The organism is Dechloromonas sp. ZS-1 (assembly GCF_039649255.1).
In the GTDB taxonomy this organism is placed as follows: Bacteria; Pseudomonadota; Gammaproteobacteria; order Burkholderiales; family Rhodocyclaceae; genus Azonexus.
The window spans coordinates 1-24294 of record NZ_JBDIYD010000002.1; the positions used below are offsets into that span (position 1 = coordinate 1).

Consider the following 24294-nt stretch of genomic DNA (forward strand, 5'->3'; position numbering starts at 1 on the left):
CTTCTTCATGTCCAATCTCCTTGTCGTGATGGATTGGACTCTAAAGTCAGGCGCTACTCAATTCCGGGGGGACGTCGTGACGGGCATTTCGCGTGATGTAACAAAGATAGACTGTTACTAAAGGATAAGAACATGAAACAAAATTCGATTAAGTTCGTTGTCAATTGGTTGATTTCGGGCAGTCTGCTGCTGGCATCGGTTGCAGCTCATGCCTAGGGTTATGATGGCCATCGAATTGCTGCGGACGTTGCCTCTGGGCTGCTCACTCAGCAAGCCCGCATCCGAGTTGGCGAGCTGCTCATGGGTGGTTCTCTGGCTGATGTGGCCAGCTACATGGATGATGAGCGCCGGAGCCTAAAGCATCAGATTCCGGGCTCCGACAAGTGGCATTACGACAACATCCCTGTCTGCGGGAAATCGACGGCAGCAGCGGTTTGCCATAACGGTGACTGCGCAACTGCTCGCATCGATCAGCTTAGCAAGCTGCTGGCTGACCGAAAAACCGATCAGGCAACACGAGTATTCGCAGTAAAAGCACTGGTGCATTTGATCGCAGATATCCATCAACCGTTGCACGCTGCGTATTCTGCTCAAATCGGCCACCTCAAATGTGCTGAACTCCGCCACTAACAATGTTTTCAAAGCCACCAGCGATTATGTTTTGCTGTCGCCAAGCGAGTTTCGATAGTCATAACTGAAGTGGGCGTAAACGCTAGGGCTGGCACATATCATCGAGCATCTTGGTGATCTCCTCCTCGTAAAACGCCACCGCCGGGTAACGATCTGCGTAATCTTCAACAAAACCTGCCCGAAACATGTAGTACCTGCTACGCAAGCAGAGAATTTCGCAGGGGCCGTTTTCTCCGTCTTCTTCAAGCTCCTTACGAAACTCGGCTTTCATCTGTTCCACGATATCAGTAGGCCACTCCGGTTTTGGTGGGGGCATTGTGATCTGTCTGATTCTGTGCGCCATGCGCAAAACGCCAAGGGAAGACAACGCCGCCCATAGCGGCGCAAACCAAGGATCAATCTGCCCCTTGAAACCCAATACCAGCAGCAACCAGACAACGAAACCACCGAAATTCCACCAGAAGAATTGTCGGCTATCGGAGTATGCGGTGACGAACACCTCCCCAGCCTTTTCCTTATTTTTCGCCAAGATGGCTTGGGCAACCTTAAACCCAATCCACAGTAAATACCCAGCACACAAAGCGCCAGGCAACGCACTCACCAATGGAATGTGATAAATCCCGTTCAGAATGGCGTACAGCGTGATGCCGACAATGCCCAGCCGGAAAAACAGAAAAACTGCCCCCAGTAGATGGGCTGAAATATTCGTTGCACTGGAAACAGCCTGTCTCAGCTTATCCCATGCTGAAGTTAGACTCTTAGACTGTCTCTCGCCCTCTGCATCCACGAACTCCAGATCACGCCAGCGTATGCCGATAGCGGCCTCCGGTTGTGTAGGCAGACCATTAACAGGTGCCTCAACCGACAAATCAAAACAAGACAGGCCCACCGGATAATAACAACCGATTCGCCCCTCTTCACCCTTCAGCGGCTGCAAAAAGCCGTCCTTCTTGTCTCTCAGAACCCGAACCTGCCTTCCCCAAACCCCAACCTCTCTTAGATCACGTTCGCTGGTATCGGCATTAAAGATTCCTTCCATACCCGCCAAGAAGCCGCCCTTGCAGCAGGCACTCAACGCCTCACGCATGCGGTTTCTAGATTGCTCCTTGGCGATCTTCCTGATGCCATTGATCACGACATCCCGCAGCATGCCCTGTTCATTATCGGCCCATGCTTTGCCTGCCGGATATTCCGATAACAGCAGGGCTGTCACAGGATTCAACAACCAGTCGGCTTGAGACTTGAAATCAACGATGGTATTCCCCTGGCTATCGACAGCCCCCCAGCGGTGCTCCGCATCTTTGAGCACGATAATGTCTTTTTCCCAAGGCTCGATATCCAGCCATTTGGCTGGCAGCACCCAGTCACCGGCTTGATCAATCAGCCCCCAGAATGGTTCGCCCGCTAACTTGGCTGCCGCCCGCCCCTCATCAAAACCCCTGACATCGTCAAACTGCGCTGGAATCGCAAGTGCGCCGGAGCGGTCCACAAACCCCCACAGGCCGCTTTCCGGCGAACGAACGGCGGTCATTCCCTCCCAGCGACTGCCGATTTCTAGCCAACGCAGGTCGCCAACACCCCATTCAACCTTGGTAAGTACCCCATCGTCCATCGGCTGTCCGCAATAGAGGTTTCCCTGAATATCCAGCTTGCCAAGTAAACGCTGAACATCTCTGCAACCAGCGTCATTAACAACAATCGTCCCATCGTAATCCGTAGCGCCCATTAAGCCCTTGACCCCAGGCGGATTAATGCGACGCCCATCTACCGGGTCAATCAGGTCACAGACCAACTCGCCCCGCACATCCGGCTCAGTGGAAGCGGCCGCCTCAAGAAAATTGGACGAAGTATTACGCCCGCCCGCCAGGTAGGGCCAGGTGCACGATTGAACCCACTCGCCCACCACACGAACCGGAGCCTCACTCAATTGCCGCAACCGTATAATCCCGCAAAGCCCCTCGGCATTCGAGACCAGCAGGGTATGTCCCTTGTGTAAATACAACCCGCCAAACTTCCTGGACTGTAGCGTGCCCCACGCAGCCGGAATCACCACCGGAAATTCGCCCAGCGGGCCGTTGGGAACATCCGGCATGGGCGCACAAAGCAGCGCCGTCGGATTCGTTACATCGTTTTCCCACGCCCAGACGGTTTGGAAAGCCAAGGTTCCCTTTTTGAATTCGGCCACGACAGCATCCAGCCCGCCATACGGGGCCACGCAATCCTCATCGAGACGCCGGTAAAGCGCCTGAATTCCAAGCTGGGTCGAAATCAAAGCCGCCAGTGTCGTGCGTTCATAGCGCCACGCAGGCGTTTCATTCTTTATCGGCGACAACTCATACCCTGCGCCTTCCCGATATGGCCGGGCAAACCGTAATTCAGAGCAGGATTTTTCACCCTCACTGAAAAGAACCTTGATTTGGTCTCCGACAGGCACCGTTCGTTTTCCTAGCCAGAGCGGCACAGAACGCCAAGCGGCTAATTCCTCGCGAAAACGCCGAAGTTCATCATCACTCGCATCATCGGCATAAGCACGATGGTTTGAAACGATGTCCGCCAGTTCAGCAATCCCGATGGGAGAAAGCTCATTGCGAGCACGCCATACACCAGGCACAGCGGACACGGGATCAGACACCACGACACAGCTATCGGTACCCAGCAGAATCTGAAGCGTTTGCTCTTCTGAAGCATCATCCGACGCGCTAACCAGCACAAATTCTAAGCAAAAAGTATCAACACCCTCTGTCACCCGCAAATCCTTCAAGCGGGCCGGACTAAACGGCAAGGTAATCGATTTGGCACGTCGTCTGATCTCATCATCGGTTAAGGCCGGCCCAAAGCTCAAATCTTCAAGCTCCCGATTGTCTGCACCGATTGTCAATTCGCCTTGCTGATCCCGGTAGACGTACACGCACCAGCTTTTTCTGATACCGAGGCTAGTTGAACCTCCAACGTAACGGCGAACTTCAAGAACGCTATCCTCAGGGTCGACATTCAACTCAAAAAATGCAGACCTGGAGGCTCCGATACCTTCGATATCGAGCAAAGGCTCTTGGATATCTTTTTGGAATCGCGCGAAATTTTCAGCTGGGTGCATATCTACTATTTAAATTTTAAAGCACATGAATTATTGCGTCACACATTAGAAAATGCTTTGGCTCCAAACGCCACAAAAATAAGAAACCAGCCAATCAAATGAACTATTACCGATAAAATAACCACTATTGTATAACTCGAATCAACCCCCCAAAGACCAACGATGCAAACCATTATCGAAATTGGCTTCAGAATTTTCACAAAAGGATCGGCATCCAGAAATTCGTCTAACTCATCCTGATTCGAAACACCCGCCTCTTCGAAAACAACCTCCATTTTCTCGCCGTTAATTATCATTTTATTCAGCTTTTCCCTGAGCGCCTTTTCCTCAGGATCTTCTCTAAAAAAATCACGCATTTCAACATCCCCACCCGAAAGGAAACAATATTGCAAGTCCCCGCGGGTACCTTGCAAAGCAACTACCAATCACTTTAGAAGCATCGACAGGTCCAAAATATCTTGAATCAATAGATGACTCTCGATTATCCCCTGCAACAAAATAGCGCCCCTCAGGAACTTTGTAATCTACAATATTAAAATATTCACCGTCAAAATGGGTATAGAAATCTGTTTTTTCTGAACTTGCTATCTGAGCGACAACATAATCACTTTCCAAGGCAACCACAGGAAGGGATAGCGACCTCATTGACTCTCGCATTGACAACACTTGGTAGGTTACCGTTTCGCTAGACGGCTTAATAATTGGACCATCATCCAGCCAAGCATCTCCATTTTTTGAGCTAACAGTGAATCGCCCCCTCAACCGATCATATGACACCGTGTCACCAGGAGATGCGATCAATCGTTTAATCTCAACTTGACCAGTGTATTCATTTCCATAGACAACAATATCTCCATTTTTTTGCTTGAAGTTAAAAGCAATTATATATTCACTTCCATCCCCATTAAATTGCGGTTGCATACTGCTGCCCGACACCTGAACCATGCCACCTGATTGGCCAAAAATAATGGATAACGCATAATTAACGAACAGTAACAACATTAATATCTCAAAAACAAACACGAACACTCTCCAAGGAGTTACTGTTTTATTGACTACGCTCATCATTTTTCTCTTACTGTAAATTTTTTATAAAATCACAAACAAATATTAATGCACAATCAATTATTACTCGTTTTCTTTTTAACCATTTCAAAAAGGCGTTTTATGTTTTTTGACGCACCTTCAAATTCGGAGATTATTCTCTCCTGATCATTGATCATTGATCATCGATCTTGCTTCAGAGAAACTTGAAACTTGAGTAATTCCGTATTTAGTTGCCTCCCCCAACAAGCGCTCAAAATTATTTTCGTGTTCAATTAATTCAGGTAGCAAACTCTCCCATACCCTGACACCCTCTTCATTCGAGATCAAATCAGCCAGCGTCGTGCGTTCATAGCGCCACGCAGGCATTCCATTCTTTTTCGGCGACAACTCATACCCTGCGCCTTCCCGATATGGCTGGGCAAACCGCAATTCAGAGCAGGATTTTTCACCCTCGCTGAACAGAACCTTGATTTTGTCTCCGACAGGCACCGTTCGTTTTCCTAGCCAGAGCGGCACGGAGCGCCAAGCGGCCAATTCATCGCGAAAACGCCGAAGTTCATCATCACTCGCATCATCGGCATAAGCACGATGGTTTGAAACGATGTCCGCCAGTTCAGCAATCCCGATGGGGGAAAGCTCATTGCGAGCACGCCATACACCAGGCACAGCGGACACGGGATCAGACACCACGACACAGCTATCGGTACAGAGCAGAATCTGAAGCGTTTGCTCTTCTGAAGCATAATCCGACGCGCTAACCAGTACAAATTCTAAGCAGAAAGCATCGACGCCCTCTGTCACCCGCAAATCATTCAAGCGGGCCGGACTAAACGGCAAGGCAATCGATTTGGCGCGCCTTCTGATTTCATCATCGGTTAAGGCCGGCCCGAAGCTCAAGTCATGAAGCTCCCGATTGTCCGCACCAATTGTCAATTCGCCATCCTGATCCCGGTAGACGTACAAGCACCAGGTTTTGCTGATACAGATGCTAGTTGAATCTCCAATGTAGCGCCGTACTTCGAGGGCCGTATCCTGAGGATCGACATTCAACTCAAGAAGTACAGGCAAGGAGGCTCCAATGCCACACATCTCGCTTAAGGTATTTTGAAAATTATTTTGAAACGATATAAAACTTTGAGTGAGACGCATGTTTCCCAATCAGCAACAGAAAGCCATATAAATATATCCATAAGACATCGGTTTGATTAAACTATTGACAGAAATATTTTTCAGGCAAACCAAGCCTCTTTGTCACCTCAAAGTGCTTTTTAAGTGAAGACTCTATTTTTCCTTTGAATTCATAGCGAATCCTATCAATCATTTTGCAGTATTCATCAGGTGAATAAGCTGTTCTGGCTAGATTAAAGATCGGCACACTAACATCATCATCATGCTTCAGTGCAAATTCTATAGCCATCGTCAATAGATTGAACCCTCGGATATAATCGCCATTGTTTCGTGGCAAACTCATAGCGTAAAAACTATAAAAGTCCGACTCTGACAAATCCTCAGTAGATCCTCTTTTTAAAAACAAATATGACAAATTTAATGCCGTATCAATGTTCAATGGATCCAACGCAATTGAAACTTTAAGTTTATCAATTGCTCGCCCAATGTCTTTTGATCTACTCAAATCAATTGAGGCAGCCTCATTTGCAACTGAGTAAGCCTCATCAGAGTAAATAGTCCAGTTGTTTTTTATATTATCAACCCACTTATAGTTCCTGACAGAGTCCTTCAACCAAGAAATCTGCTTGGCGACCGTTTCATTGCCCGCGCCAGGCATCTTAATAAAATCTGACCTATTATCAACATAACCAATTTTATAAAACTCATGAATCAAAGTAATTCTTGCCGCAATTCCATCCGTATCATCAATCCCAGAAAGCTTTTCAGCACGTTTTAAGAGCGCATTATCGATTTTATTTGAAAATTTATTTGGAAAATAGTAAGAAGAATTGCTTGGCAATCCACTTTGGCTTGCACCAATTTTTACAAATCCAACAATTCCATCTTTAGACAAAAGCTTTTTTAGTCGATCAGCTAACATTACAGATCTTTTGTCATGAGGCTCTGTTTCGTAATTTGATATTTGCATCTCAACAAGTTTTCTAGTCCCTGGCGCTGGTTTCAAATGAATTTTTTCTCCATCAGCCGAAAACTCATAAATGTATTCGCGGTCACGACTAATTTCGGTTCCAATTAATGCAATTTGCTCCTTATCGCCTGGCACCGTATCAAACGAAATAAACTGATGAAAATCACATGGCTCATTTCCAGTCTTAACCCAAAGAGAGTCACCTTCGACCTTAAAAACAATAAACATACTGCGGTTAGCCGGACTCAATTGACAATCCAAACCACTATACACCCCTTGATATTCTTTTAATTTTGAAACATCATTATCACAGGATTGTGGTTCATCCTTTGGCCAAATAATTAGGTTATTGGCATTTGAAATAGAACGTTTTCCGCAATGCGTGCTTATGCGAACAACTGGTTCTGCATCATTATTGTACAACGTGCTATTTATCCCATTTTTAATCCAAACATACCCATCTTTTCTTGAGAATTTATATGAGTCGCCTTTTGATTCATTAATAACACCTTTTTTCTCACTGTATATATACCAACTTCCCTCAATCCTAACTAGCCCGATACCAAATTTCCAAACCGGAAATGCATTGTCAAAAAAAACTTTTGTTGATTCTTTTGTTGCCAGCGAAACATACTCCCATTTGTTGTTGTTATTGACGGATACCAAATTCGAATTATCAATCAGCCTCACTTCCTGGTATTTAAAATCGATTATTCTTTTTGCCTGCCTATCGATAACACCCCATTTTCCATCGAGCTTAGCAGCAGCATAAGGACCGGCAAAGGCGTTAATTTCATCATAAGGCACCGAATTAACATGCCTACCATCCATATTCATAACATAATACTTTCCTCCAATCGAAACCAAAGCATTATTTTTCCCATCAAAATCAGTTGCCGTATCGTAAATAGCTGGCGCAATTACCTTTCCATCGCTATTTGCAAAACCAAATTTATTGTTTATCGAAAATTTTATTAAACCATTTTCGCTAAGCGATACAAAAACCCCAGAAAATTTCGTTGAAATCTCCCCGTTGCTAAGCAACTTATAAAACACATTATCGATTTCATAATCAACACCCTTGCTTTCTCTATTCTGTGTCAATAAATCGCTTTTTCCAAATTTAACTATCGCAAAGTTTGCATTCGAAAATTTTGTTGCGGTTTCGAATTGAGGCTTAACCAGCCATGAACCATCCTTTTTTATATAACCCCAAAGATTTTTTGTTTTGGCAGCAGCTATTCCATTGGAAGAAAAATCCTCAGCCCCATCAAACTCAATTGGGATAACCTCCCTCCCGGCGGTATCAATATAACCCCATTTGCCGCTTATAGACACCGCCGCAATACCAATATCCGAAAAATCATTTGCATCATCATACTTTGGATTAACAACATTCACGCCACTTGAATCCAAATACCCAACCTTTCCATCTTTGACCACTGCAACTCTATTCTGGCGCAAAATACTAACCAGTTGAAAATCCGGGTTTGTTAGCAGTGCCGATCGCGAGACATCATATAAGCCGCACTTAAAATCAGAAACACACAAATCAATAGTATTATCAATCTCGCTCCCACAGCCCGACACAAGACTGCAAGCCAGAATCACTGTTATTGAATTAAAGAAAAATGTATTCATATACCCATCCGTGAAAAAACCAACTTGAAGCCGAGTTAAATTAATTTAATTTTAAATTTATTTCCGAACCCCGGTCCAAATCTATCCATGACAACATACTTGCCAGAAATAATAAACTTTCAAATTAGTGAAACTGGCGCACGGCAAAAATTCCATTAATTTTTAATAGAGCCAGCCCTGGTCATTACAAAAAACTCAAATAATCAACAAAAATCAAAAACAATCATCACAAAATGGTTATTTAAAAAAAGTCCCCGAAATTTGTTTGTAAAAAATCCGAAGCCAAATTATTTTCGATATTCCTTGCGTCAAGCATCACATCAGGTTCCACACCTCTCCCTGCTACCGACTTGCCATCCAGATATACCCAAGTCGAAGTCGTGAGCTTGAGATAAGCATCTGACCTGCCTTCCAGCAGCCTGAGGGTTTCGATGGTGTTTTTGCCGAATGACGGCGCACCGATCACCATGGCCCTGCCATAGCCTTGCCACACCCCGGCAACAATTTCTGCCCCCGCTGCTGTTGTTTGATTGATCAAAACAACAAGCGGCAAGGATTTCAGATCGGGGGGCAGGCGCGATATTTGTGCTCGACTGAGTGCTTCACGGTCGTTGGCCAGGATGATTTTTTCTTTACCACCCTTTTCGTGAATTCGAATGAGAGGAGCATCTTCTGGCAGGAATGCAGCCGTCAATTCCAATGCGGCATTGAGTCGTCCTCCTGGATTGCCACGCAAATTGAAGATCAATCCCTTGAGGGGTTCCTGACCTTGGCTCCTTCGTCGTGCCATCAAGGTATTCACGACATCCAGCACTGTGGTCGTGTCAAATTTGGAAATCTTGATTGACAGAAAACCTGGCTGAATTTCTTTCGATACCACGGTGGGCAAGACCACAATTTGGCGTGTAATCGAACCGATCGTGAGGGTTTGCTCCCCACGTTGCAGCACCAGACTCAGCGTTGTACCAATGGCCCCACGCAAGCGCTTATGTACTTCTGCCAGCACCATGCCCTGCGTCGAAACACCATCAATTTCCAGGATGACATCGCCAATCCGGATATCCGCTTTTGCCGCAGAAAAGCCCTCGTAGATTAATGCCACCACTGGCCGGTCTGCTTCCAGCTTGACCTCCATCCCGAGATGAGCAACTTCGCCACGGGCAGTTTGTGGATCAGCACGCACCAGCTTCGAGTATTTGTTCAGCACCTTATCCAGCGAGTCCGGGCAGGCCTGCATGAATACTTGCTCATCCACAGGCTCGTAATACTCGGTACTCACCCAACGATATGCCTCACGGCACAAGGCCTCATCACTCGCATTGCTAGCCCCTGCTGCGGCCACCGTTCCGGCTAAAAAAAGCAACGTAATCCGCAGGAGATATCGGCTCATTTCGTTTCCACGGCCAATCTAAAACCAATGGTTTGGTTGTATTGACCAGGCGATGTCCATGATCTGAAATACGACCTTGCCCTGTCGGAGTGGATCCACCAGTCGCCACCGCGATAGGCGTATCCGTCGCACTTTCCTGCTGCATCCTTTTGAGCGAAGAAGGGGCAATCGGCCAAAATCTCGGCGACATTCCCGTGCATGTCATACAGACCCCAAGGATTAGGTGGAAAACTCCCGACAGGCAGCGTTTGATTTCTATGTACGGCTGGATTGGTGGTATCTGGCGTGTCGCCCTTGCAGTAATAATCAATTTTTCCGTTGATGTTGGCTTGCCGTGTGGTCAGGCAATCTCCCGTCGAGAAACGGGTGGTTGCGCCGGCTCTTGCGGCATATTCCCATTCGGTGCTGGTGGGCAGGCGGAAGTTTTTGCCTGTTCTGGCATTGAGCCAATGCAGATATTCCTGAATGTGGTCCCACGAAACATTGATCACCGGGCGCTTGCCGCGACCAAAGCCTTCATCGTCCGGCCAATGCTGGCAGCCCTTGTCTGCCACGCAGGCATCCCACTCCTCAAAGGTGACCTCGTACTTGCCCATGGCAAAGCCAGCAACAGTAACTTTCTGCTGGCGCGGTTCATCGGTATTGCGTTGCTCACAAGCCACACCGCCCTCTTGCTTGCAGTCCATGATGCGGGTACGGAGCGTGAAGTTAATGTCGTCATCGCAGCGCTTCTCGCTTGGCGGGCAGCCACGCACATATTCACCGGCCGGAATGGAGACCAACTCTGGTTCAATGACGCGCCCTGCATAGCGCTGGGCCAGACCTTCCGGGTCCAGCGGCGGCACCACCGCAGGCTTGTTATGCCAACTGGGCGTCTTGCCGGTTTTGAAGAACAGCGCCCATTCTTCTTCGTGCGTCAGTTGCGGTTGATAGAAATGGTTTGTCAGAGCCATAACGCCCACGCCATACACAATCACCTGCACGGCCAGCAGACCGATCACACTGCCTTCGCTCAAGCCGTGTCTTTTGTTGGTGCTCGTGTAATAAGGCAGAAGCAGGAGGCTGAAGATGAGCAGACCCACTATCCAACCTCGGATAAAGCGCGGTAGGTATTGCGTATCTCGCCAGTCGTGGAGGAATCCCCAGCCAAAGAGATCCGAGCCGATCATGGCGGCAGCGAGCAGCGCAATAAAGGGGTAAGTGCCCAGCAGCACATACCTGAGGTGAGCCAGGTAGCTGAGCGGAGTCAGCAGAATTTGCACCTTCAGGCGTGCCTCAAGTCTAGCCTTGCTTTCCTGATGCACTCGCTCCAGGCATTCAAAAAATCCTTCGCCAGGAACACGCTTTTCCACATAAACCCATAGCGGCAGCAAGACCAACAGGGCATAGAAGAACTGAACACGTTCCGTTTCCTTATTGCTGTCGTGCCGCCAGATCAGTCCCTTGTAACCATCAAACGCAATGTCTGCGGTGAACAGGCCATAAATATTCAAAATGAGGAGGCTGTACAGCAACACCTGCGGCAGCCCTAGCAAATACCGCCGAACATCCAGCGCCGGGGGTTTGTCTCGCAATCCATTCAGGGGGAAATACCAGATGCTGGCGATTAGAACTGCGAATTCGAGCCAGATGCCAAGTAGGCTGGCTAGCCCTCGATCCAAGTCTGCCTGAAACAACCCGAGAAAACTGCCCAGCGCAAACAGCCAAAGTACGGGGTAAGAAATGCATCCCGCCCAGAACAACAGTTGCAGGTAGGTTCCTGGTGTGAGCCAATACGATCGTTGCAGACGCGTGACGAGGGGTGAGGTAACCGCATGTTCAGCACGCACCACCCAACGACCAAAGGATTCTTTCTTCTCTCGTGCTCGCCAGAATGCCAACAAGGGCATCAGGAGAATGCAAACAAGAAACCCTTGCAGCAGGATGGTGCCGGAGATCATGGAATCACCGGCGAGGTCAGCCAAAGCATGCCAAACATCGTGCCGAAAAAGGCCACTAGCAACTTGATAACCTTGGTTTTATCCGGGACGACCTTGCCCGTTTCCTCATCAATCGCCAAGAAGCCATCGCGGCTGAAGTACCACAGCACAAGCAGCAAGAGCACAATTGCCATACCTTGCCTGACCGCCTTGTTAAAACCGAATGCCGCTCCCGGTTCGCCGGCCGGAACGCCCACGCGGAGCAGCAACTCGTCACCAACCTCAGCACCACGAACCTGCCTTGCTCCCGGATCGTCCGAATTCACCGTGATTCTGCGAGAGACCGTTTCGCCCTTGCTGCTGACATAGTGATACTCGAGCGACCAATGGGTAAAGCGGGTGTTGTGTCGCCCTTCCTCGGTCCATTCGGCAATGTAGTCCACCACCACAATACGCGTCGCAGCAAAGTTGGGCCCCTCATAAAAGCCAAACGCAACCTGCCAGATACCCGACAACAAGCCCCCCCAAAACAGCAGGTAGAGGCCCGCAATCTGTACGCGATCTTTCCACGCCAAGCGTTTGAAGAACAAAATTTCCCCATCGATGCTGGGTTTGATTAGCGAAGCCAACAAGGGCAAGGAAGAAAACCACTTTCGCCAACCGGATGGGCCTTTTAGTTGATCCATGCGCGAATACTCGAATAAGCCCATACCAGCAGCACAGTGACCGCCAGCACGATGGCAAAGTCACCAATCCAAAGCATGTTTTGCTCTTGTTCGGTGCGGGTGGCGATAAATCTGGATTTCCCTGGCTGATTATTCTCCAGTTCAATCTGCGCTGCTTTGGCTTTGCCATACCCGTTGTTGCTAAAAACCAACGACAACACAGTTCCCATCGCCAGTACCGCAAGCACAACGACGTTGGCTTTGAACAAAAACCCGCTCAGCGAGACAAATATCCCCACCACCGTAACGACCAGCACCCCAAATAACGTAAAACCGCCTACTCGACGTGCGAAAAAAGGCACTGTGCCCAGAAGAAACATCAGTGTTGCCATGCTAGCGCCAGGGTTTTCCTTGGTTTGCCCTGCAACAGCACATATCCAGCCCGCCAAAGCACAGGCCAGCATTAGCAAAACCAACGATACCGGCCATGGCAATACATACCCAGTACTGAAATCTGTCGACAGTAGTTGAGGGCTTTCCAACGAAGGACTCAGGAACCGATCAACAGGGACAACGGCCGGACTGTAGCTGCCCTCGGCAAGTTGGTAGCAGCTGTTTTCGCCAAGTTGGAATCGTACCGAAGCAGGTGGGCAATCCTCCGTAGTCCGATCACCATCCGCAACAAGTAAGTGCACGTAAAAATAATTGCCTTCGCGGCCAAGGTGGATATCAACCAAGGCCGTTTTTGCATAAGGTAACTGGACACGGGTGGTGCGGGCCACGTTGCCCGCACAAGAACGATCCCCCGTTCCCCAATCGCATGGTTGGCTATTCAGCAATAAATCGCTGGAGGGAAGGTCTGTCTCGACCCACAACAGGAGAAGGTGTCGCTTGACCGTAACGTCCTCCAAACTACGCTGAAAAATACCGAGTGTCGCGGCATCCGTATCGATAGTCACTTCAAGCGAATAATCGGGAGAAGTGGGCCGTGTCGGATTCCCCGGCTTGGCTTCACGTAGATCGAAAAGGAAATCAACCAACGCAGCCATGGAGTCCGACCCATGAATCTCAGTCAAAGCAAACCTCATAAGAGAGCAGACTACTGCGGTCAACGGCAATTTTGTGCCGAATTCCGTGTTTGAGCAGTTCGACGTGGGCGCCCTTCGATAACGACTCCCGAATACGGCTGAATTCGTAATCCAAAGTGAAATAAAAGCACTGGTTATGCAAAGAAATTCACTTAATGGTAAACATAACCCCTCAGGTAATAAATCACAAAACGCTTCCTATCAATAAAAGACCCGGATTGCTTTTGCGCGGCCTGATAGTATTTAATATTTTTCGAGAAAACGGCTATGTCACCATTCTCAATATATCGAACCATGCCATGGTCTCCCAGCCCATCGGTCTTATTGCCATCGCAAAGACTGTAAAGCCCATAGTTGGAAGAAAATCCGGAACAATTCCCCGTATTGCAATAATCATAGAGAGCATGATCCTTTACAACTGAAGTGCAACTTAATTGCCCCCCCATGGCGCCTTCTGATTTTGCTCGCCGGTCACGCCTGGCAACCTCTGCCTCATAGTCACGCTGAGCCTTTAGTGACTCTCCCATTTTGACTGTTGAATTCACTGATTCTACAAACCCATTGGAGTCAACAGAAACACCAGCCTGAGCTCCTACCCAGACTCCCAAAATACCAACAAACCCAAAAAATTTGATTTTCATATAACAATTACAATCTATTGCTTGCTGACGGAGACTAAACTAACAGTAGGCTTTGAAATCTCAACCTTGGAATTGGCACCCATTGCACTAAAATATGTGTCCAGCTCGGACAAAACAAAACTTCCAGATGCTTTATATCCATTCGACTTATTAACTACAATATCAACATTCCTATTTATGCTATATTTGTCACCACCGGCAGACCACCCCCCAAATGTACTTTTTTCTTTCACGTCAATAGAAACATGTAGTGACACAACATAAGAATCTCCAGAAATTTTTTTAATATCTGCCGGAGCTACTTGATAAGTCATCTTCAATTCACTCGAAGATGATATTGAATTAGTCGAAATAAAAAATGATTTGGCTGTTTTTTCAACAGGCTGAGGCCTTGATGCAGAGAATGACACCTTGATATCAAACAACGAATCATTGGCTTCTTTCGTGCCATACCTAACAACGCTAGTATTCGAAGACCACTTCTCAAGCATTTCAGGCGTAACAAAACCCAAAAAACTTACATTGTCTTTAAAAACAAATTTTGTGCCCGTGTAAAAAACCAATTCGCCGTCAACCGGGATTGCCGACCTTGCAAACTTTCCTTTGTAACTAGCAAAAAGCACTCCATTTAGATATATATATGCTTCCCCTTTCCCTCTTGACTCACTAATAAGCGTACCACCGCCGCTCGGGCAGCCTCCAACATATTCGACGTCAAATATTTTTTCCATTCTCTCCGCACCCTCGACTGGCAGAGAAAATTTACACCCTGAATTCATTGTACTTTCAACAAGAGCTCCCCCCGGAGAAAATGGCTTCATTACAAACCCACCCTCCATATATAAATTTTTACCCGGAGTGTTTTTATTGCTTATCCAAGTAAGAGTCCCAACGCCGTGAGCCAATCCTTTTCGACACGCACCTGTCCAACTAACCTTCTCGCCTGCCACTGGTTTTGGGTTAATCAAATAACACCCCTCAATTGTTTTTATTAAGAATTCATTAGGGATTAGTTCTTTATCCAGGTCTCCGAAGTTTTTTGTCCGATAAAATTTTCCATTTTCAAAACGCCCATCTACAACATAAACTTCGCCACCCTGTAATGCTTTCTGCCATCGGCCTTTTCCTTGCCAGTCAGCAATCGTTTTACTATTTTTTGAAATTTCGAGCCGTCCTTCACCATGCAGTTTATCATTCAGGAAGCCACCAACATAACGAGATCCGTTAGGCAAAATCCAAACTCCAACACCAGTTTTCTTGCCATCCTTGAAATCACCATCATACTTTTCCCCGTCTTTCCAAGTTAAAACACCTTTTCCAGAGGCTAAATCGTTTTTGTAGTTGCCATCATATTTTGCACGCGCAGTAACATACACCCCCCTCCCATCTCGCTTACCATCTTTATAAAACCCTTTATATGTTGAATATATTGCTCCATTTTTATAAAACTCTGCAACCCCATCGCCCTCAGCAAGCCCATTAACACAGCTCCCTGACCAAGCTGCTGAATCGACATTTTCTTTTTGACGAACCCACAATTGGCACCCGGAGTTTTTATCTTTTATCCAACCCGATTCACCTACCATGTTTTCTTTACGCTTATTATCATTTGCATTATTAACAGAAGCGCAACCAGATAGAACAAAAACAAAGCCGGCACAAATTAAAATTTTCATTCGGATTCCATTCAAAAATTCAGGAAACATCAAGAGATTATTCGTATTTGTTAGAATTTATGCTTGCAGAGGGTTGCAACTCTTTGCATGCAGCACTTACCCCAATGCCACTTAGGAAAGCAGAAATCCTCTCTTCAGATAAAGGCATTCGGGCATCAACACGCTGCTCCCGCAGCCATTCCTCAACTTCATTAAACGCTGGCCGCTTCAAAGCAGGAATCACTTGCCTCCCAAACTCACAAGCCACGTTCGGATGATGCTCATCGCTCAGCATGCGTAGCGTAACTGCGATCAGCCGTAGCAGCTTTTCATCTGCCCGTTGCCAAAACCGTCCGCTCCGGTTGGCACGAAGGGCATTTTCGGCATAAAGGTCGATCAGCGCGGGTTGATTGAGCATCCCGCCGAGCATCAAGCGGAGGATGTCGCAGGCAAATTCAAGGTAGGGCTGTTTGAGTGTCAGCGGGAACTTTGAAAATGGCGAATCTTCGTTCATCGGGCGTTCGACATCCGCCTCAATAGCCATCAACCCCTCACGACGGATTTTGTGCCCGATGGCATTCAAGCATCCCAGCCAGGCTACGTAAGGTGAATGTTCGTTGAGGCTAGCCATGGCTATCTCCTGTCTGGGCGTCGCTCCTTTGCAGCAAGGCATCAACCTGCTCTACGGTAAGCGGTTGCTCTTCAGGCGGAACGAGATGCGACAGAAAATCTGGCAGTTGGCCTTCAGAGATCAATCGCTCGACGATGCTCATGATTTCGGCGATGGCCCGCTGGCCTTTTTCCGCATGGATTGCCGTGGCTTGATCCGGGTCCTTGCCGCCCCAGGTGTCTTCCAGGTCTTCCAACAGCATTTCTGCGGCACGCCCGGACATGTTGCTGAGCACCAGCCTGATCAGGTCACCGTTTTTCATGTACCACAAGAAGTTGATCAGCGTGTCCGACTGAACTTCCCTCAGCAGCAATTGGATGGAGCGGTCATCCAAATCCTTAAGCACACAGGCCTGCTTGCGGAATGCGTCGGCTTCTCCCTTGACTACAATACTGGGCTCCATGTGGGGCATGTAGGCCAACGCCTGGAAGATCAAGGACTGTAGTGCGGAAGGGGAAAGTTCGATCTGTGCCAGGTCGTCTTTTTTGCCAGTCAGTGTGACGACATAGGTTTCCTTGCCTGGATGCCAGGACAGATGAACTTGCGATGCCTTGATGTCGCTGATGAACACAACCCGCTCCCGAGGTTGATTTATATTTTTATGGCATTATGCTATATAACTTCAATTTATGCCAATCATGCAAACACTCGTACTTTTCGCCCACGGCAAGGAATCTGGCCCTTGGGGTTCAAAAATCCGTCACTTGGCCACCATCGCCCAGGAATTTGGTGCTCAGGTGCTCAGTCCGGATTACAGCGATTTAACCGACCCGGATGAGCGCGTAGCCCGCTTGCTGGCCATGCCCCTGCCTGCCCATGATCGCTTGGTATTGGTAGGTTCTAGTATGGGGGGCTATGTTTCAACGGTGGCTTCGCAGACCCTGAGACCTTCCGCACTTTTTCTGATGGCCCCGGCGTTTTATATCCCGGGCTATGCCGTCCAAACGCCCACACCGGGGTCATCGCGGGTCAGTGTGGTTTTTGGATGGCATGACGAGGTGATTCCCGTAGAGCACGGTATCCGCTTTGCGCAAGCACATCAGGCAGAACTGCACGTCCTGAATAGTGACCACCGGCTAAATAGCGTACTACCCGAACTCGGGATTTTGTTTCAAGATTTCTTGAAGAGTATCTGAAGGGCTATGAGCACAAACCCATTACATGGCATCGATGCGTGGTCTTCAGCTTGGTCTTTTGCCGCCAAGGTACATGCACAGCAAAAGATGCCTGGTAGCGACAACTCCTACCTGCAACATCTGGGTAATGTAGCGATGGAAGTTGTTGCTGCACATCAAGCCATAGCACTGGGTGACTTAGACCTTGCTGTCCAGTGCGCCATGCTGCATGACTCGATTGAGGATCAAAGCGTCAGTTATGAGCAACTACACTCGCTCTTCGGGGCACGGGTTTCAGCGAAAACTATTTGGCTAATGCCTGGTTAAGCACCAGGGCGATTCGTGCCCCACCATCCAACGCGTCTTGCCGCTTATCCTCGCATTTTTCCCGCCATTCAGCACCATCAAACAGGCTGCAATGTGCCGTCCATTCGGCAGAGGAAACATAAAACGGTCGCGTGCGATTGAGATGCTCCCAGCGCATCATGTCCACAAACTCGGATTTCAGGGTAACTGGCTCAGCAAAAGCTGCCGTGCTCGCCAGAAGCGCGGTAATGCCAAATACAACCCGACCAAGTATTGCCAGAACGGCCAACAAAAACCTCACTTGAGATAGCGGGAGATTCTTTGTTTCAGCCGCTCAGCAAGGTGAGCATGTGCATCACCCAGCGCCAGGAGAATAGCTTCGGCCTCCCGGCTATACTTGGCGGCCTTCTCGTCTGTCCAGTGTTCGGGAATATTCGAAAGATTACTGATCCGGTCGGCCATCTTTACGCACCAGACAGCCTGTGGCTGTTGCCGGATGCGAGCAAGGCTATCAGCCATGGCTTCCGCTTTTGGTAAATCGGCGCTTTTCGTTAAGGCTTGCACACCATCGGCAAGCCGACCAAGCAAACTGAAAGCCCGGCCTCTTATGAGGTCGGGCTTTTGATATATTGGGGCGGCGGATGACTATTGACGCGACCGAAGCAGTTCGTTTTCCTTGACCAACCGGAGATTGATGGATTGCGACCTGGATAGGTCCGATTTCAGTTGCTCAATTTCCTTGCGTGCTTGAGTCAGCTTGCCTTGGCACTCCTTCAAGCTGCCGCGCTTCGCTTCCAACTGTTCGACGTAGCCGCCACTCACCAGCTTCCTGATCTTCTCGGCAATATCTGGGTAGCGATTGTGAATGGTCGCGTTACTGACGCCGGCTTCCTTGGCGACAGCAGCAATACTCATCTTGCGTCCCACCGGGACAATCTTCGGCACGCCCTCCTGAATTCGCTTGATCGCCAATTCGAGGGACTGCTTGGTATCCGACCTGGTGACATCGGTTTTGGTGTTCACAGCGTAATAGCCTCAGAAAGAGGAGAAGGGGGAACCGGGTACGGCTGGATAGCATCCCCCAGGTCAAGCAGGATGCGCTCTGCCTCCCTTAGATGCTCTACGCAACGCTCCCAGGATGATGCTCCGAGGTCATGGCACTGCAACGTCTCGATCTGCTGCTGCCGAATGCCTCGCCAAATCTGAAGATGGGGCTCATCCACGACTCCTTCGCCACAGGACATGCAGCGCACCGCATCATACAAACCCTGGCCGCCACAACCATTGCCGCTGGCCATGCACCACGAGTGCCCGGTCCCACGGATGAAGACATCCTCGCCCAGCTTCCGACAGAACTCCCGCATGTCCTTCACCGTCTTGATTTCACCCCGGTTCCGGAAAGAAATGATGCGCTTACCGCCACCGCCGGAAAGAGGCTGATCCGTCGAGATCCATTTTTCCAGGATGATTGCCTGCAATTCGTCACGCTCGGTGAGGATGTCGGTGAAGACTGTCACATCCAGGCCGGCGTCGTGCTTGGCGTAATAGAGGGTCATATCAATCGACCAATGCTTGAAATGCTCCCGGAGATAACGGACATCGCCCATCAGGTTGCGGGCCACGAAAACCGCGAACGTGCGTCGGAATTGGTGGTTGGCAAATGGCCAGGGCTCGCCAACGCACACCTTGGCATGGTCGAGCACCCCTTCCATGTCCGACTGCTCTACGACTACGCCAGCCGCCTCCGCGAAACTGCGCAGGGAGTTGATAGCGGTGGTACCGCTAAAGGCCAGGATTCGCCCGTTTTCTTTCTCGGTAAACATCAATGCATGCTGATGCTTTCGGGCTTCGTCCAGTTCGAGCAGCAAGTCATCGCGGGCACTGTCAAGCACGTAGGCGCTTGCGAGAATGGCTTCTATTTCCTGTATCCGCCCGGCACACAACGCCCGCTCGGGTGCGCCTAGGCGTGTGGCAACATCGACGGCCCTCCCCACCACCGCTGGCACCATCCACTCGGCGGACATGGGGTCTTCTTCGAGCTTGTAGGTCAGACCTTTCAACCAGCAGAACTCCTCACCATCGTAGCCCTCGCGTGTGGCAAAACAACCGACTTCGAGGGACGCCAATTCGGAATCGCGCATTCCTGAAAAGACAGCGCAGATGATGTAGCAGGCTGTCCGCAGGTGGATCAGTTGCTTCTTGAATTCCGCGAGTGATCCAAACCCACGCTTGGCACACAGGTCATTCACGCGGCGGGAAACAAGGTGGGACACCCGAACGCCGAAATACTCCTGCTCATCCCGATAGACGCTGGAGAACCCATTGGGGTATCGAGCACGGTGAGTCACCTCCAGTTTTTCTCGCTCCTCGGCCCGGATGCGCAAGATTTCATCCCGCACTTCAAGGATGCGCTCGGCACGGGTTTCGATATAGTCCAAAGCGGTTTGTACGAGCAGCCGCAGGATTCTGGGCGGGATGACCTCGGTGGTTGCCTGCCGGCGTCCATTTGCCCGCTGGGGATTGCCATTACGGGCCAGGATGGTTGGAACCGAATCTGCCCAGGGATACTCCGGCAAGCAGTCGGCCAGGTGGTCGCGTAGGTCGTAGTAGGTGGTGAGCACCTGGAGATTGATGACCCTCGTACTGCTCTTCAACTTCCCCTCCTGGCTGGCCGCATACACCAAGCAATGCGCGGAGGTCAGCGAATGGAAGGTAGCGATGCCTTGCTCAACCATCCACTTCAGTAGCGCCCGCAGTTGAGACCAGTTATTGCAGACCGTTTTGGCCGCAATGTATTTGCGGGAATGAGGGGCCTTGACCCGCCACCTCGCATACAGGAAACGCTTTGAGGCGTCCAAGAGGGCGGCGTGCTGCGGATCGGTGAGACGCGATCCATCAGAAAATTCCACCTCGAATCGAATCGTGGTCTGCCTCAAATTCCTGGCCGGCAGATAGGGAGCGATGTCCCACACATTGTCTCGATAGCGTGACAGCACCACGTCGCCACGTTGGCTGATAACCACATCGGGAATATCGGCGGCAGCCAAGGGGTGCAGATCAACAAGGTGTGCTCCGAAATTAGCCATGCGCTCCTCCCAGCATGGCTCGATCCCGCCACATAGGGTGAGGATTCAAGCGAGCTTCCTCGCGGGCCTGCCGAACACGATCCGGCGGAAAGCGCGGGGATATCACCTGGTCGATTTCCCGAATCACCCACCCATAGACCTTGTGCCAGCGATTGCGCATCAGGATATTGCGCTCCTTGATGAGCAGCCAGTAGAAGCTAAAAAGTCGGTACAAATCGCTCTCCATGACGACTTGGTTCGGGCAGCGAAAGCAGTAGAGGAAGGCCGTGCAAGCTTTGCCCCCCGTCTGTGGCGCGAATTTTCCGTACAAGGGAGAGGAACACCGCCCGACGCCGGTATTGTTCTTGCCCGCCAGGATGCGCCTCACGTCGTCGACTGAGACACCAATCTCGTTTGCCAGCCCGGCGACAGTAGCGGGATCATCCGTCTTCCCGCGCAGATCGGCTTCGAGGCACTTCCCGACAAAGCGATGGTTGCGAACCATCTCCGGCGTCACTGCCAGATAGTGGGTATCGGTTACGTGGGGTTGGTTGCCCAGGGCATTAGCAGTTCGCACCAGATCGCCGCCAGTCAACTGCCACATCCGCGAAGCGAATGTCTTACGTAGCCGCATGAAAGTCACTTGGAACGATTTTGTCTCACCGGTTGCAGGATCAATCTCATCACCAGTCAGGTTGTGCCTTGCGACGAAGCGGCCGATGGCATCATGGCAATTGCTACTGTTCAGACTGGAAATTCCCTCGCCGTAAGCGCCTCGCTTGTCGCGCTCAAATAGCCAAAGGAACGTGCGAAGTTCACGAGGCGCGTCTTTGACGTACTGCTCCGTCATCTCGCGCACCTCGTAAAAGAGCGTAGCCACGTCGGCGGCAATGGTGGCCGCTTCCTCGATCTCCTGAGTGTTTCGGAGCGACTGGATGGCGATGTTGTTACCCCGGCGCTTGTAGGTCGTGAGCAACGCATGGGTTTCGGGCTTTATCGGGTGGGGTTGAAGCGCCTCCCGACTCAATTCGAATAGCGGCGTAGGATTGCGTCCTGTTCTGGCGGCAATCAACAAGAGGTAGACCAGTAGTCGGTCACTCTGGCCTCCACGGAAAGCGCCGCCACGGATGGCGGTTAGATCGGCTGCGAGCGACGCCAGCAGTCGGCGCATTTCCCCCTTGGAATAGGGCTTGTGGGATACTGCTGCCCGATTGCTGTTGGGAAACGGATTGTCAGGGATGCACTCCATGCTGAGGCTTCCGGCGGCAATACACTCCAGCCAGATGGATTTGCTTTGGGAATAGGCCGTTCTTGCGCCGGAATACGAGTGCCGGCCAGACTTGGTTTTGGCTGGACGATGCCGAAGCCAGACTGCGTACTCCTCCAGGACTTCCCGGCTGATATCGGACAGGCGGCATACTGCCGATAGATGTTGGTCAAGCCGATGATCGAGATACTGAAACCACGGCGGTAATCCACCCCGGCACAAGGAGCGGATGCTTTTCGGCGAAGAGAACCTGGCCATTCTATCCAGCGCGGCACGCACAGCCGCGACCAGCTCATCGCGCCCCGCATGCTGACCAGAAACGCCGTGATACCGCCATCTACTTAGGTCATACTCCGTTCCACCGGACACCACGACCCAAGATTGCTGGGCGGGCAATGATACGACCGGGGCACGCTTTGGCGCGGCCTCCAGGGAATAGTCCTTACGCCTTGCCACTTCTGTCTCCCACCAGAAGCGCGTCGATCTCACGCTGATACATGTTCAGGTCAGCCTCGCCCATCAGGTCCAGGCAGTGGACATAGACGGTGGTGGCCTTGATGGACGTATGCCCAAGTCGATCTCGAACCCAGGCGAGGGCGGCCCCCATGTTCTTGTTCCAACTCTCGGCATACAACTCCAAAGTAGCGAACGTATGCCGCAACATATGGGGGGTGACTCGGAAGCTCAATATAGGGGGTCTCCCGTCATCAGGTGCCCACAGCCGTCGGTAGGCATTATTCAGTCCCTTCTCGCTCCAGGATTCGCCGTCCTGGTTCAAGAAGACAAGCGGTGCTTTCGTCCCGAATGCCTGCCGGTACATTTTGGCCCGCTGCGCCCCTTCCCCGAAGTTGAGGTAGTCGAAAAGCTCCTTCATCAACTGCCAGGAGACATAAATTCGACGCGGCTTACTGCCCTTGAGGGCCATGTCCCTGGGGGACAACTCAATAGGAATCCGTTTGCTGCGATCCTGGGCAGACGGGTCAAAAACATACTTCCTCGGGAACGTCCGGCATTCCTCGTTTCGAAGCCCCGATTGCAACATGAGCTTCGTCATCAATTGCAGCGTTTCCGTCCCGCACGCTTTCATGAGCGCACTGCACTGATCCAGACGAAGGAGGGGTATCGACTTCTTCGGCACCTTGGGCCGGATATTGTCCTTGGCAACGACACGGCCTGCTCGGGTGTGGCGATACATTGACGGGTGCGACTCGGGGATCATCACCACCCGGAACGACTCCTCCCAGGGCAACGCAGCAATCCGCTTCCGCCTTTCGGCCCAACGGTAGAAGGACATGATCTGGGAAATCCGTTTTCTGATCGTGCTCGGCTCAATCCGGGCTTCTCCAGTTTCCGGATCAATCAGGTCAGCCGACCAATTCCGGTAGCTGGCGATATTCGATATCTCCTCGCCATGCGGCCCCTTCACCGGTTGGTCGTCCCAGGCGAGATTGTTGGCCCCCAGCCACGAGAAATAGTCGTACAGGGCCTCTGCATGGCTTTTCCAGGTCGCCGGACTCGCTGTGTTGGCGTTCTCCAGGGAAATCCACAACAGATAGTCGTTCACCACCGGAACGAACTCCATGTCGTCATCACAAAGGAACGGAATCCCTGCACTGGGATTGCCCTTGTACACGAAATCGGAAGTGGTGTAGAAAATCCTCATCGGCTGCCCAACTCCTCGGCGGCATCCAGGCACACCTTCACGGCATGCACGAACCCCTGGCCGGTGAGGTGTCTCACAAAGTCGATGGTCCCACCACCGCCACGTTGAGGATGATCCGCCGGCAGAAGCTCATTCAGCCATTTCTCGCCCGTGAAGATGAAGCGAAAGTCCCGTCCCTGGTAGCCCACTTGAACCCGAATGCTTTTCCGGCTCGGGTCCAACGCCTCGTACTCCCTATCGCGCTTGTAGTAGGCCCCAAGGAAATTCAACACCGCCGAGAACGGAACGCCTCGGGCTCGATTGATCTGGTCGGCATTCCACGGCCCCATAAAAGGCACTC

General features: G+C 50.4%; 21 protein-coding genes and 1 pseudogene. 2 read left to right on the plus strand and 20 right to left on the minus strand.

The features are described 5' to 3' along the window. Positions 1-231 precede the first annotated feature (231 nt). Positions 232-630, plus strand: a pseudogene (locus tag AACO21_RS02810) (S1/P1 nuclease); the annotation flags it as partial. Between the two features lie 82 nt (positions 631-712). On the opposite strand, the gene AACO21_RS02815 reads toward AACO21_RS02810, so the two are convergent. The 13 genes from AACO21_RS02815 to AACO21_RS02875 form a co-directional block, all read right to left on the minus strand. Further along, positions 713-3724, minus strand: coding sequence for a WG repeat-containing protein (locus AACO21_RS02815; RefSeq protein ID WP_346190971.1), 3012 nt, complete (start codon positions 3722-3724; stop codon positions 713-715). Between the two features lie 38 nt (positions 3725-3762). Further along, the gene (locus AACO21_RS02820; RefSeq protein WP_346190972.1) at positions 3763-4080 is read right to left on the minus strand and encodes a hypothetical protein; all 318 of its coding nucleotides are present in this window, start codon (positions 4078-4080) and stop codon (positions 3763-3765) included. 1 nt (position 4081) lies between these two features. Further along, positions 4082-4747 (minus strand): signal peptidase I, encoded by a 666-nt coding sequence (gene lepB, locus AACO21_RS02825; RefSeq protein WP_346190973.1) that lies wholly within the window; start codon positions 4745-4747, stop codon positions 4082-4084. A 189-nt stretch (positions 4748-4936) separates the two neighbouring features. Then, on the minus strand, positions 4937-5920 hold the full coding sequence (locus tag AACO21_RS02830) for a hypothetical protein (protein WP_346190974.1): 984 nt from the start codon (positions 5918-5920) through the stop codon (positions 4937-4939). Between the two features lie 61 nt (positions 5921-5981). Continuing rightward, a complete protein-coding gene (locus tag AACO21_RS02835; RefSeq protein WP_346190975.1) occupies positions 5982-8510 on the minus strand; it encodes a WG repeat-containing protein in 2529 nt (842 codons plus the stop codon). Positions 8511-8751: 241 nt separating this feature from the next. Beyond that, positions 8752-9900 (minus strand): S41 family peptidase, encoded by a 1149-nt coding sequence (locus AACO21_RS02840; RefSeq protein WP_346190976.1) that lies wholly within the window; start codon positions 9898-9900, stop codon positions 8752-8754. After that, positions 9897-11840, minus strand: coding sequence for a formylglycine-generating enzyme family protein (locus tag AACO21_RS02845; RefSeq protein WP_346190977.1), 1944 nt, complete (start codon positions 11838-11840; stop codon positions 9897-9899). The genes AACO21_RS02840 and AACO21_RS02845 overlap by 4 nt, the downstream gene beginning before the upstream one ends. Further along, positions 11837-12505 (minus strand): hypothetical protein, encoded by a 669-nt coding sequence (locus tag AACO21_RS02850; protein ID WP_346190978.1) that lies wholly within the window; start codon positions 12503-12505, stop codon positions 11837-11839. Before AACO21_RS02850 ends, AACO21_RS02845 begins: the two co-directional genes overlap by 4 nt. Further along, positions 12493-13533 carry a hypothetical protein gene (locus tag AACO21_RS02855; RefSeq protein WP_346190979.1) on the minus strand — a complete coding sequence of 347 codons (1041 nt, stop codon included), beginning with the start codon at positions 13531-13533 and terminating at the stop codon, positions 12493-12495. The genes AACO21_RS02850 and AACO21_RS02855 overlap by 13 nt, the downstream gene beginning before the upstream one ends. A 191-nt stretch (positions 13534-13724) precedes the next feature. Next, complete coding sequence (locus tag AACO21_RS02860) at positions 13725-14213, minus strand: hypothetical protein (RefSeq protein WP_346190980.1); 489 nt, start codon at positions 14211-14213, stop codon at positions 13725-13727. Between the two features lie 14 nt (positions 14214-14227). Continuing rightward, positions 14228-15889, minus strand: coding sequence for a hypothetical protein (locus AACO21_RS02865; RefSeq protein WP_346190981.1), 1662 nt, complete (start codon positions 15887-15889; stop codon positions 14228-14230). 37 nt (positions 15890-15926) lie between these two features. Further along, positions 15927-16499: a hypothetical protein gene (locus AACO21_RS02870; RefSeq protein WP_346190982.1), complete on the minus strand. Its 573-nt coding sequence runs from the start codon at positions 16497-16499 to the stop codon at positions 15927-15929. Beyond that, a complete protein-coding gene (locus AACO21_RS02875) occupies positions 16492-17109 on the minus strand; it encodes a FliG C-terminal domain-containing protein (RefSeq protein ID WP_346190983.1) in 618 nt (205 codons plus the stop codon). The genes AACO21_RS02870 and AACO21_RS02875 overlap by 8 nt, the downstream gene beginning before the upstream one ends. Positions 17110-17176: 67 nt before the next feature. Between AACO21_RS02875 and AACO21_RS02880 the strand changes: the two genes are divergently transcribed. Then, on the plus strand, positions 17177-17674 hold the full coding sequence (locus AACO21_RS02880; protein WP_346190984.1) for a YqiA/YcfP family alpha/beta fold hydrolase: 498 nt from the start codon (positions 17177-17179) through the stop codon (positions 17672-17674). A 283-nt stretch (positions 17675-17957) separates the two neighbouring features. On the opposite strand, the gene AACO21_RS02885 is transcribed toward AACO21_RS02880, so the two are convergent. The 7 genes from AACO21_RS02885 to AACO21_RS02915 form a co-directional block, all read right to left on the minus strand. Next, a complete protein-coding gene (locus AACO21_RS02885; RefSeq protein WP_346190985.1) occupies positions 17958-18248 on the minus strand; it encodes a hypothetical protein in 291 nt (96 codons plus the stop codon). A gap of 8 nt (positions 18249-18256) precedes the next feature. After that, on the minus strand, positions 18257-18478 hold the full coding sequence (locus AACO21_RS02890) for a hypothetical protein (protein ID WP_346190986.1): 222 nt from the start codon (positions 18476-18478) through the stop codon (positions 18257-18259). A gap of 126 nt (positions 18479-18604) precedes the next feature. Continuing rightward, positions 18605-18982 carry a TetR/AcrR family transcriptional regulator gene (locus AACO21_RS02895; protein ID WP_346190987.1) on the minus strand — a complete coding sequence of 126 codons (378 nt, stop codon included), beginning with the start codon at positions 18980-18982 and terminating at the stop codon, positions 18605-18607. Next, a complete protein-coding gene (locus AACO21_RS02900; RefSeq protein ID WP_346190988.1) occupies positions 18979-21045 on the minus strand; it encodes a hypothetical protein in 2067 nt (688 codons plus the stop codon). Before AACO21_RS02900 ends, AACO21_RS02895 begins: the two co-directional genes overlap by 4 nt. Beyond that, entirely contained in the window at positions 21038-22747 is a 1710-nt protein-coding gene (locus tag AACO21_RS02905; RefSeq protein ID WP_346190989.1) for a hypothetical protein, read from the minus strand. Before AACO21_RS02905 ends, AACO21_RS02900 begins: the two co-directional genes overlap by 8 nt. Next, positions 22734-23954 (minus strand): site-specific integrase, encoded by a 1221-nt coding sequence (locus tag AACO21_RS02910; RefSeq protein WP_346190990.1) that lies wholly within the window; start codon positions 23952-23954, stop codon positions 22734-22736. Before AACO21_RS02910 ends, AACO21_RS02905 begins: the two co-directional genes overlap by 14 nt. Beyond that, a complete protein-coding gene (locus tag AACO21_RS02915; protein ID WP_346190991.1) occupies positions 23951-24283 on the minus strand; it encodes a hypothetical protein in 333 nt (110 codons plus the stop codon). Before AACO21_RS02915 ends, AACO21_RS02910 begins: the two co-directional genes overlap by 4 nt. Positions 24284-24294: the final 11 nt, after the last annotated feature.